Annotated in this window: 13 protein-coding genes and 1 pseudogene; 8 read left to right on the forward strand and 6 right to left on the reverse strand. The window is 40.7% G+C overall.

Annotated elements, in window-relative coordinates; translation table 11 throughout:
- Positions 1-141: 141 nt before the first annotated feature.
- Both JCM19033_RS06665 and JCM19033_RS27245 read left to right on the forward strand, forming a co-directional pair.
- Positions 142-1,068: an alpha/beta hydrolase gene (locus JCM19033_RS06665; RefSeq protein WP_306301262.1), complete on the forward strand. Its 927-nt coding sequence runs from the start codon at positions 142-144 to the stop codon at positions 1,066-1,068.
- Positions 1,041-1,307, forward strand: a complete 267-nt coding sequence (locus JCM19033_RS27245) for a hypothetical protein (RefSeq protein ID WP_306301263.1) — start codon at positions 1,041-1,043, stop codon at positions 1,305-1,307. The genes JCM19033_RS06665 and JCM19033_RS27245 overlap by 28 nt, the downstream gene beginning before the upstream one ends.
- A 69-nt stretch (positions 1,308-1,376) precedes the next feature.
- Here the strand turns inward: JCM19033_RS27245 and JCM19033_RS06670 are convergent, their stop codons facing one another.
- Positions 1,377-2,147: an SDR family NAD(P)-dependent oxidoreductase gene (locus tag JCM19033_RS06670; protein ID WP_269758009.1), complete on the reverse strand. Its 771-nt coding sequence runs from the start codon at positions 2,145-2,147 to the stop codon at positions 1,377-1,379.
- 273 nt (positions 2,148-2,420) lie between these two features.
- On the opposite strand from JCM19033_RS06670, the gene JCM19033_RS06675 reads away from it, so the two are divergent.
- Positions 2,421-3,113, forward strand: coding sequence for a hypothetical protein (locus tag JCM19033_RS06675; protein WP_054635739.1), 693 nt, complete (start codon positions 2,421-2,423; stop codon positions 3,111-3,113).
- A gap of 541 nt (positions 3,114-3,654) precedes the next feature.
- Complete coding sequence (locus JCM19033_RS06685) at positions 3,655-3,984, forward strand: hypothetical protein (protein ID WP_198153429.1); 330 nt, start codon at positions 3,655-3,657, stop codon at positions 3,982-3,984.
- 323 nt (positions 3,985-4,307) lie between these two features.
- On the opposite strand, the gene JCM19033_RS06690 is transcribed toward JCM19033_RS06685, so the two are convergent.
- Positions 4,308-5,624 carry a YjiH family protein gene (locus JCM19033_RS06690; RefSeq protein WP_054635777.1) on the reverse strand — a complete coding sequence of 439 codons (1,317 nt, stop codon included), beginning with the start codon at positions 5,622-5,624 and terminating at the stop codon, positions 4,308-4,310.
- A 360-nt stretch (positions 5,625-5,984) separates the two neighbouring features.
- Here JCM19033_RS06690 and JCM19033_RS06695 point away from each other — a divergent pair, with 360 nt between their 5' ends.
- The 3 genes from JCM19033_RS06695 (at position 5,985) to JCM19033_RS06705 (ending at position 7,757) form a co-directional block, all read left to right on the forward strand.
- Entirely contained in the window at positions 5,985-6,197 is a 213-nt protein-coding gene (locus JCM19033_RS06695) for a YuzF family protein (RefSeq protein ID WP_054635742.1), read from the forward strand.
- Positions 6,198-6,269: 72 nt separating this feature from the next.
- On the forward strand, positions 6,270-7,163 hold the full coding sequence (locus JCM19033_RS06700) for a manganese catalase family protein (protein ID WP_374701204.1): 894 nt from the start codon (positions 6,270-6,272) through the stop codon (positions 7,161-7,163).
- 288 nt (positions 7,164-7,451) lie between these two features.
- Positions 7,452-7,757, forward strand: a complete 306-nt coding sequence (locus JCM19033_RS06705) for a hypothetical protein (RefSeq protein ID WP_054635744.1) — start codon at positions 7,452-7,454, stop codon at positions 7,755-7,757.
- 70 nt (positions 7,758-7,827) lie between these two features.
- On the opposite strand, the gene JCM19033_RS22010 is transcribed toward JCM19033_RS06705, so the two are convergent.
- The 3 genes from JCM19033_RS22010 to JCM19033_RS27255 are packed head-to-tail and all read right to left on the reverse strand — an operon-like array spanning position 7,828 to position 9,079.
- Positions 7,828-8,604 (reverse strand): YeeE/YedE family protein, encoded by a 777-nt coding sequence (locus tag JCM19033_RS22010; RefSeq protein WP_054635745.1) that lies wholly within the window; start codon positions 8,602-8,604, stop codon positions 7,828-7,830.
- On the reverse strand, positions 8,589-8,930 hold the full coding sequence (locus JCM19033_RS27250) for a YeeE/YedE thiosulfate transporter family protein (protein WP_306301264.1): 342 nt from the start codon (positions 8,928-8,930) through the stop codon (positions 8,589-8,591). Before JCM19033_RS27250 ends, JCM19033_RS22010 begins: the two co-directional genes overlap by 16 nt.
- On the reverse strand, positions 8,909-9,079 hold the full coding sequence (locus tag JCM19033_RS27255; protein WP_157049774.1) for a hypothetical protein: 171 nt from the start codon (positions 9,077-9,079) through the stop codon (positions 8,909-8,911). Before JCM19033_RS27255 ends, JCM19033_RS27250 begins: the two co-directional genes overlap by 22 nt.
- A 159-nt stretch (positions 9,080-9,238) precedes the next feature.
- Here JCM19033_RS27255 and JCM19033_RS06720 point away from each other — a divergent pair, with 159 nt between their 5' ends.
- Complete coding sequence (locus JCM19033_RS06720; RefSeq protein WP_054635746.1) at positions 9,239-9,913, forward strand: hypothetical protein; 675 nt, start codon at positions 9,239-9,241, stop codon at positions 9,911-9,913.
- 218 nt (positions 9,914-10,131) lie between these two features.
- Here JCM19033_RS06720 and JCM19033_RS06725 read toward each other — a convergent pair.
- Positions 10,132-10,922, reverse strand: a pseudogene (locus tag JCM19033_RS06725) (HAD family hydrolase).
- Positions 10,923-11,025: the final 103 nt, after the last annotated feature.

Here is an 11,025-nt window from a genome sequence, read left to right on the forward strand (position 1 = left end):
AAATATGTAAAAATGTCAAAATAAAATGTGAAAATGTAAAGATTTTCTTTTTTGTTTTTGATATAATTACAATATCAACAACCAACTAAGAACAACTGTGAAGGAGGAGGGCATGTCTCTCAGGGACGTGACACAGAAAATATGTGGAAAAAAAGCCTAAAAATAATTATCCTTTCATCGTTTGCTGTAATAATCGCTTTAATATTATCTGTGCAGCTCTGGTCGAGCACCGATCAAGGTAAGCTGCCATCAAAAACTGCGGTTATCCTTCACGCTGTAAATAATAACTTAATTCCATTAGATATTGAAGCGCCTGCCTTTCTGGCTTCAACGGGTTCATCCAACCCTGAGGTAGTGATGTTAAGAGAAAATTATGAGACAGAAGTTTCCGATGGACACTCTATCGATTTAAGGGTCTATCGTTATTCAAATGTAGAAGAAGCTCCAATCATTTTGTATTATCACGGAGGGGCTTTTCTTGAAGGCTACGGAAGTATTGACACTCATGACAATGTTATGAGAGGGCTGGCAGCCAGAACGGGTGCAATTGTTATAGGGGTTGGCTACCGGGTTGCTCCTGAGCATATTTTCCCTGCGGCCGTGGAAGACAGCTACGATGCATTACTCTGGGCTTATGACCACGCAGAAGAGCTTGGAGGAGATCCTTCAAAATTAGCCGTAATTGGAGACAGTGCAGGAGGGAACCTTGCTGCTGTAGTGACAATGATGGCAAAGGACCGGGAAGGACCGGAGATTGCAGCTCAAATTCTTTATTATCCATTGACAACATTCCGGGATGTAGAGTTTGCCTCAAGAACTGCGTATGACAGCGGATATTATTTATTATCCAGGCAGGTTATGCTCAAAGCAAGAGATGCTTATACACCGGAAGAGGATATGTGGTATAACCCATATACTTCCCCGCTGGAAGCCAAGGACATAGATGGTCTTCCGCCAGCATTTATTGTTACTGCTGAGTTTGATCCACTTAGGATGAAGGGGAATTATACGGTAAAAAGCTCCATGAAAATGGAATCCCAGTGGAAACGGTACGCTACCGAGGAGTAATGCACGGATTCGTTTCATTCTATGAAGTAATGAGGAGCGGTGAGATGGCTATGAACCATAGCGTTCGCTTCCTGGGAGAAGCTTTTGCAGGTGAGGTAAACGAGGTACCGGAAGAGTTTGAAATTGCTGTTGAACAGCCTCCTCAAGGAATTGCAAGAATAAAGGAAGAGGCAGAGGCTTACGCGATTGCAGCTTTTTTGATCGGACGAACCACCTGGTCACAGTTTCATAATTGGTAGTGAGATAAGAGAGCTTCTTGAAAAAGAACGCTCTCTTTTTTGGCTACAGCACACCGCCTCCTGAAATTTTCACAGCCTCCCCACAATGTTTTTGGCGCTGTCTGTAGCCAGAAAGGCAATGGTATGAGCCACTTCCTCAGGTGAAGTAATCCTTCCAGATGGAAGAGAGGCATTTACTATTTGCAGCTGTTCAGGCAACGTACGATGTCGTCGTTTCCCGGCTTTTTCAATAGCCTGTCTCCCCATTTCTGTATCTACATAACCGGGACATACCGCATTCACTCTAATTCCATGCTGGATGGCTTCAACTGCAAAAGAGTGAGTAAAGCCAATCAATGCAAATTTGGAAGCAGCGTAAGCAGTATTTCCATAGGTTCCTCTTAAACCGGATAGCGAGGAAACATTAATGACAGCACCTTTCTGACTTTCTTTCATGTCAGGATAGACAAGCTGGGATAATAACACTGCAGATGTATAGTTGATGTGCATAACTTTTTCCATCACTTCTTGTGTGAGTTCCTCAAGTACGTTCCCACCTAACACACCTGCACTGTTAATAAGTATGGTGACCTTGCCATTTTCCTTTTTTGCTTTGTGAACCAGTTCCTCTCTTTCTTCATTATTTCCTATATCACAGGGAAATGAGGCTACAGATATATCCGGACTGCTGTTTGTTAATTCGACTTTAAGGGCAGCAAGCTTTTCTTTATTCCTTCCTGTAATTGTAATATCTGCTCCCATGGAAGCGAGGAGTCTGGCTGTTTCCTTTCCGATTCCGCCAGTTGCTCCTGTTATTAAAGCATGCTCACCAGCCAGCGAGTCTTCACGGAAAATAGACATGATAACCCTCCTGTTTTTTGACTTCTTGTTTAGTTTATCACGACAAAGATAGTTTATTAAATTATTAGAATCTTCCAGAATAATAACGATTAGACGTAATAATCTAGTAAATATCATTATGAGGCTAGATGAGAATCATATTTTGATAAAATACTTTATAATTCTAGCTTTTCTTTTCAAATAGTCTATGGTACACTCTTTTTGGATTAAAAATAACAGAGAAAAATGACAGAGAACATGAGAGAGAATGTTCATCTGAAAGGAGGAGTCTTCATGCTGGGAACATTAAAAGAAAGAATGACGTGGCAAAGACAAAAATGGGCGGAGGAAACAAAGGAGAGAATTCGTGAATATGCTGAGTTTCAGCGTCTTGAGTCGCTGAAGGAAATTGAAAAAGAAGAAAAGACAAACGAGATTCTTCATCAAGAGATTGATCGCTATTTAAAGACAGCCCATCCAAGCTTTTTATTGAAACCGGAAGTGGCCAGAGCTTTGCTTAACCGGTTATACGCAAGATCAAGCGGTCGTTCAAGCATGTCTATTCATATAACAAGAGAGATGAGAAAAGCATCCGCTTTCTACAATAAGGAGATGGTTATTTTTATTAAGCTTCTTGAAAGAAAGGGAGTTACCTTTGAAGGTAATGAAGAGAAGTTTATGACCATTTTTATAAATAAATTAAGTGAAAATAACTATAGATATTGCGTGGAGAAATATGGTGATTTCGTATCTGAGTATGAGAGCCTGGAGGATGCAATGTATCGTTACCTTGAGACAGTTGAAGAAAATGATAAGTATGAAAGCGGTCACGTAGATTTCCTTACAAAATACTTGATTAATAAGGGAATTCTACCGGCTGTGACTGTAAAAAGTAAGATGAGACGCAGGCTTAAGGAATTTGAGCACCTTCATGCTGAAGACTATAAGGTTCGAAAGATGGAAAAACGTCTGCAAGAAATCAGCTGAAAAATATGAAGAGAGCTTCACGCTTATGCGGATGCTCTTTTTTAGGCTTTGTTATTTTTTATAAGTAGTGTGAGAAGCCTTCAGCAATAGCAGAAGCTGAAGGTGCTGCAGGGTGGGTTTTCCCGAGAGAAAATTGAATCCATACCGAGGCACAGAAGACACCGTGAAGAGAATGAAATGAAGCTGAACGGATGTGGCACTTGTGCCTGCAGGTGCATAGAAAATGCTGGGAATGAAGTGAAGAAGAATGGATGCCGCGCTTGTCCATTCTTGTCCATTTAGACGTAAGCGAATACCCACGAAAATCACCCACAAGATGTAACAAAGCCTTTTATTAAAAGAAGACCAAGGCATTAAGAATAGCCGGGAAAAGGAGATGGCGTCTCCCAGGACATGGAAGCTTTTTCATATGTATAAAAAAATTTCTATTTATATATGCATCTTCCTTTGCTTTCATAGGCCGGTTATGGCAAAATAATCTTAAATCATATCATCCTATTAGGACGTGTGAGATTAGATAAAGGGGAGAGTGAGAGAGGACATGGAAAAGAATATTGGTTCTTTCTTTGAAGAGAAGATTCAGGATGCCAAAGTACAGTTTGAACGCACGATCGATTGTAAACACACTGAATTTGACGATCTTTACCCATATATGAGCGAGCAGCCGCAATTTTTCTGGTATAAGCGCTATGTAGCATGGCAGGAACTATTAACGATTGTCCGTCTGGCTGATGATCTTGAGCTTGACTGGACCAGCCAATTTGATGAAGAACAGCAAGACTTTGTAAAAAACAAAGTGCTTGATGCTAAAGTTCTCGATGATTGGTATGGAAAGAAAAGAACTGAAGCCGGCGAGTCAAAGTCGGAGTAAATAAAAAGTATATAGGAAAACTCAGATAAAAGGCATTCACCAACAGTGAGTGCCTTTTTCTTTTATCATATGTTTACTTGGGGGCAACTGGTAAGAAGGCACTCACTTGCATCTAAAGAAACAAGGACCACTTCCTTTGAAGCTTCATTTCTCGCATTCATGGTGTGTTTTCTATGCCGTTTGCAAGTTTTCTCTACCCTCATTACTACACTATGTCCAAGAAAATACCCCAAATGATAGGTTATATACTCTACCATTTGGGGTGCAGTACCATTCTGAATCTTTATCTATAAAGGAAGGTTCTGATCCAATCCCTTTTGTGATTAAAAAATAAAGTGAGCAATAACTACGATTACTGGAAGAGTAATGATAGTTCTTTGGATAAAGATAATCACAAGGTCGATAAACCTTACTGGTAACTTAGAAGCAAGAAGCAAGCCCCCGACTTCGGACATATAGATAAGCTGAGTTACAGATAAACATGCGATCACAAACCGTGTGAACTCACTGGCAATGTCTGCTCCAATCACTGCTGGAAGGAACATATCTGCAAACCCGATAAGCATTGTCTGTGATGCTTCAGCAGCATAAGGAACCTGCATTAGTTCCAACAGCGGGATAAATGGTGTACCAAGCCATACGAAAAATGGGGTAAATTCAGCAATAATAACAGCAATTGTTCCCAGTGCCATCACAATCGGCAGGACGCCAAGCCACATATCAAGGACATTTTTCACGCCGCCACTAGCTACGGTGCGGAATTTGTTTTCATGCGCTTTTGCTGCTGCCTGGCGCAAACCATGAGAGACAGCTGATGTGTTTTCTGGTATCTGATCATTGCTCCCTTTTCGTTCTGCCTTTTCATAGTAGTCATCTGACTTTCGGGAAAGCGGAGGGATTCTCGGCATAATAAGAGCGGCAACTAAGCCGGCTGCCACAATGGTCAAATAGTAAGGGATAATCATATGGCCCAATTCCATAAGCTCAATGATGACAATACTGAAAGTAATAGAGACTACAGAAAATGTCGTCCCGATGACGGCAGCTTCTCTTTTCGTGTAATAACCTTGTTCGTACTGCTGGTTGGTCAAAAGCACCCCGATTGTTCCGTCTCCCATCCAAGACGCTAAAGAGTCAATTGAAGAACGGCCAGGAAGCGTAAACAAGGGCCTCATTATCTTGTTTAATAGTGTGCCGACAAATTCCAGCAGTCCAAAATTCAAGAGTAGCGGCAGAAACAAGCCAGCAAACAAGAAGACTGTAAAGAGAAGAGGCAGAAGGTCAAACAGCATTAAGCCGCCAGTATATTCGTGCCAGATCCACTCAGGACCCCATTGAAACAAAGTAATCACCGCAAGGATGAATCCAATGATCCTTACGATAAACCAAATGGGAGTGACCGAAAATAAATTATCTAGAAAAGTATTATTAGTAATCCACGAAACAGCGGCCACTTTAGCGAGCAAAGTTCCGACAACTGCAAGTCCGATTAAAATGGTGACAATAGCAGGGAGGGCAGGCCCAAGTAATTCCTCCACCATTCCAGCTAATATAGCTACTGGAATTGTAACGGAACCGTCATAAGAAATGGGAATCATAAAAAGAAAAATCCCTATGAGAGAGGGGATAATAAATCGCATAAAACTCCCATTTCTATTTGTTGATTGATTTTCCAAAAAAAACACCTCTATTCACGTATATAATTGTATAGTTATCCAACCTTACCTTAATATTGTAGGAATGAAAAGATAAATCCTGTATAAAGTTAAATAATATATTATAAAAATAACATGTTTCATGTAATTTTCAAGGGACTATGAAATAAAGGAAATTTTGAAAAGATTTTAATTTAAAAGACTAATAAGTCATGAAGATAATATTCAAAAACATGGCGATTTAGAGGAATGTTACGCTTCATACATTCTTTTTTAATAGGCAGACGCACTCTTTTCTTTCTTATAACATAAGTTATTTCGAATAAGAAAATGGAGGCGGTAAAAATGGAAACAACTCCACAGCTTGTTACGAATGTAGACCCTTATGTGTATCAAACACTGCTTTCAATCCGAGGCAGCCGGGTGGTTATAGAAACTGTGAGAGGAAATGTGCAGGGTGTTATACAAAATGTTATGCCTGACCATGTAGTTGTAGAATCTCATGGTTCAACGTTTTACGTGAGAATCGCACAAATTGTCTGGGTGATGCCTTCTTAAAAAAGAATGATACAACCCTGCTCTTTCATACAACTTAAAAGGACCACACGTGTTATGAATGGAGGGGTAGTGTTGTTTAAGAGAATTGATAAGCTGGCAATTGATTTGCCGAAGCCGAAATCTCCTGATGCTAACGGGGCCGCGGCTGTTCAAGAACTCCTCGGAGGGAAATTTGGAGAAATGTCCACGTTAAACACGTATATGATCCAATCTTTTAATTTCAGAAACAAGAAAAAATTAAGGCCGTTCTACGAAATTATTGCCAGTATTACGGCAGAAGAATTTGGGCATGTGGAATTAGTATCCAATACAATTAATTTAATGATAGAAGGAACCACCTTCCCTGGTGATCCGGATATTACACCTATGCAGGCAGCCAAAGACAAACGAAACAGTCAGCATTTTATTGTCAGTGCCCAGTCTGCTTTGTTAAGTGATTCCATGGGAAGGCCCTGGAATGGAGATTACGCCTTTACCAGCGGAAATCTTATATTGGATTTAGTAAATAACTTTTTCCTTGAAGTCGGGGCACGCACACATAAAATGAGAGTATATGAAATGACATCTAATGAAACTGCTCGTGAAATGATAGGATATTTGCTTGTTAGAGGAGGAACTCACGTTCTTGCCTATGCCAAAGCATTGGAAGTAGCTACAGGTGTGGACATGACAAAGATGATTCCGATTCCTAACCTGGATAACAGAGCTTTTGACCATGCAAGAAAATATGAAGCACAGGGACTTCATAGAAGATTATACACATGGAGTGACAAGTATTACCGTGATATTGCACAGATATGGAAAGGGCAGCACCCGGATGGAGGACAATTGGAGGTAGTTATAGGCACTCCGGACGGTGCCCCAATACCTGACTTAGAAGAAATCCCGGAGGAGTTTGCGCCTGGCATCGGTCCAGATGAGTTTATGGAAATTGTAAAAAGACTGCAAAGAAGCGCCGGAATATAAACAGAAAAGCACAATGGTGCAAAGAAATGCAAAAAAGGGAAGCTTTTACGAGCTCTCCTTTTTCTTTTGTTCCTGCGCTTTAATTTTCTTGTTATGGGATACATCGTTAAGCTTTGAATAAAAATGGATAAAAATACATTGCCAAGTGTGAGAGTGAACATCAATGCTCTGTTTTTGCCGCCCTCTTCTTTTTTTATTCCCAAAATGATAAGCAGCTGTTCTCCTTTTGTTTGGTAGTGTGGGTAAAGGGAATAGAAAAAGCAAGAGATGTTCTCAGGAGATGATCGTGTGCCTCAATATGTATTTGATATACAACAAGTATATAGAAAAAAGCCGGAAGATAAAATAGGGTCCTTGGTTGCAGAAGTAGACATCGAAGTGATTGATCAACATTCCGGAAGGATCCTTCATAAGATGGTGGTTCCCGTTCTTTTTCATAATTACGGAGTATATCCGGAGCTCTCTAATATCTCCTCTCATATACCTTCACCTAATTTACGAAAAGAAGTCTATTACAGAGTAAGAAGGTATGTAAAAAAATTGAGACCTTACCTTGAGGTAAGCAAGAGCTGGGGAGAAGAAAGAGAGCAGTAAAAGGAGCATCCTGACACAGAAGAAAGTAAAAAACTGTCTTACACGGCTCTACCGTATAAGACAGTTTTGCTTAACAAGATTTATCATTTGGCTTAGGTACTTTCAGACCGAACCATGGCATAATCCAAAGGGCTGTATAAGTGCCCAGAAGGGCCATAACAGCCCATACCCATCCGTGCACACTAAACGAAGCAATGCCGCTGAAGTATGCACCAATGTTACATCCAAATGCCAGTCTTGCTCCGTATCCCATTAACAGACCGCCGATTAAAGAAGCAAGAGCTGTTTTAAACGGAATTTTCTTAAGAGCGAATAGTCCTCCGGCAGCTGAGGCAATAAAAGCTCCGGTTACGAGACCGAAATTCATGACGCTTGTCGAGTCAAGAAAAACAGACTGTGTAAGCTGCTCTTCCATACCGTCTCTAGACCAGTAATACCAGGATGCGACATCAATTCCCATGCCCTGGGAGATTTGGGATCCCCAAAGAGCAAAGGCAGACGTGATTCCCCAAGGGCTTCCACGGGTCAAAAGAGTAATGGCATTTAGAACAGCAAGGACGACAGCTGCAATGAGAATAGGCCAGGCCCCTCTAAAGATTCTCTTCCAGCCGTTTTCCGTTGGCAATTCAGCCATACGGGGCGGTTTTCTTTTTTTAGCGATATAAAAAGTAAGCCATATAATGAAAGCAAACGCTGCAATTTGGACAGCCCAGGCACCAAGGAACCCTAGGCCCGTACTTTCTGCCAATGAAATAGCAGGCAATGAAGGCATATCATTTAACCAAAAGTCAAAATGCCATGCACCGATTACAGAACCGGCGATAAACCCAGCTAATGTAATAAAAATGGATGATCTTCCGCCACCTGCGGAATATAAAGTTCCAGACGCTCAGCCGCCGCCAAGCTGCATGCCAAGCCAAAAATAAAGGCGCCAAAGATAACACTGACCCCGACCGGCGATACTAAACCTGAAACATCATCACCAAAAAAGCTCAGATTAAAAGCCAATATAGGAGCAAATAGGGTTGAGGCAACAGCCAGCATGACCATATGAGCTCTTATGGCTTCCCCGTTTCCTACGGCAAGGAACCTACGAAAAGCGGATGTAAACCCAAACCTTGAATGAAAAAGAGTATAGCCTAGTAATAAGCCTATCCATAATAAGAGAGCCATCTGCCGTCTGCACTTTGTAAGGTAATAAAAGTCAAAATAATAGCAGTGAGAATCCCGCCGACAGTTAGTAAAGTCTGTGGGGGAGGGAGCAACTGGGCTGACTTATTGATAGAAAGGGTGACAGGCTTATTTTTTGTTTCTGCTTCCATAACACTTCCACCTCTCTTCTTGTTGCATTTAGTAATCTTAGCGGCATAGTCAGGTTTAGTCAACTCCATGTAAAATACACATACTAATTAAAATACTTTGACTCCTAAGTAGAGAGGAAAAGAAAAGGGGTTGTCAGAAAGAACAGCCACATTTAAAATGTGAAAGCAGTTCTGTTACTCATACAGATTGTATCAAAAAGCCTGGCACTAAAAAAAGACAGAAAGAGAGCGGGAGAGTATTGGAAAATGATTACGATCGATAAAGACAATAAGCAGATAACTGCCGCAGCCTGCGTTCGATGTCCGGATCCATTTTTTCAAAGAGGTGAGGACGTTTTAGAAAAGGTTGGATGCTGCAGCTACAGCCCAGTTTTCACTTTATTCGAGATTAAGAAAATGGCGGATAGGGATAAAAACTTCTTTTACGAGACGATATATAAACATCCTGAGGCTATTGTTTCTTCTTATTCAATAAAAATAGAGGCTGAAGTGAATCCTGCTTTTGAAAAGGTTAATACTTCTTCCATGTTGCCAATGGAGAAAGAGGACACTAAGCTTAGTTACTCAACGTGTCAATTTTTTGTATCAAATCAAGGATGCGGCCTTCCGTCCGGTTACAAAACAAGTGTTTGCCGTTCATTTATTTGCTGTACAGTAGAAGAGAGCCTTTCAAAGGAAAGAAAAGAGGAAATGAATGACTGGATTTTTTATATTCAGGAAGAAGTCAAAGCCTTTAATCGGTCCCATGAACAAAAGTTAAAAAGTAAAGGGTGGACGCTGCAGGAACAGCCAAGTATGGTTGTGGACTATTTAAAAAGTCTGCCTGACATGTAAACCAAGGAGCAGGATCACTCCTGCTCCTTGTTCACTTACAGGAGTGATCCGGGAGAGTCTGACGAAGCATGGCGTTTCTTTCTAATAATGGAAGAGGGAGAATAGCTCGCAATGATTATCTTCAGGAAGGTGCTGAAGTCAAAAAAAGAGAGGGAGCTCCCTTTCTTCTAAAAAAGCATTTTCCTGATTCCTTTCAGGAAAATGCTTTTTCTTAGTTTTTATTCCATTTTTTCAGGAGTTCGGGAATTTCTTTTTAAACTTTTTACTTCCTCAGTAAAGGGGATGTCTGGTTGAGGTTCCTTGTTTTCTCGGTTAATCCAGATATTTTTCATATTTATTTTATTAGAGCCCTTAATATCTGTGTTAAGGTTGTCTCCAATCATTACAGCTTCATCCTTTGTCAAGTTTAAAAGAGACAAGGAATGTTCGAAAATGCTCGCATCAGGTTTTCCTCTTCCATATGCTCCAGAGACCAGAATATAGTCAAAATAAGGAACAAGTTCAGGTGTCATTTCAAGCTTTTCATTCTGCAAGGTAGGAGAGCCGTTAGTCAAGAGGAGCATGCGATAGTCTTTTTGAAGTTCTGCTAACAATTCAAAGGTGTCATCATATACAAAGGGCAGCTGTCTTCTGTGATAAGGGAACCGTTCAGCAAGATATGCTCCGAAAACAGGATCGTCCACTCCTGCTTGCTTCAAGCCTCTTGTCCACGCCTCTTTTCGATAATCTGGAGCCATTTTGCTCATTTTTCTAAACCCAATATCGGTTTTGTCTGTAAAGTCACCCCATAACCCTCAAAAGGGTTAATTCCTATCATTTTAGTGAAAGGGAAGGTTTCATAAGAGCTGTAGAGGGTGCTTGCCTCTTCTCTTACCTTTTTCTCCAATAATAGTGGGTCAATTCCTTTTTCTTTTTGTGCTTCCTTGCATGTTTCCCGGAAAGCTTCCTGGACACTTTTCTTATCCCAAAGAAGCGTGTCATCTAAGTCAAAAATTACACCTTTAATCATAATGAAAGTCACTCCTGGCATTGGTATGTATGCCTTTTTATTTTAGCACATTTAAAGCAGGCTGCAGGATAAGATAAATAAACGGAAAATTTGATAAATTTAG

Source organism: Thalassobacillus sp. C254, from assembly GCF_001310615.1.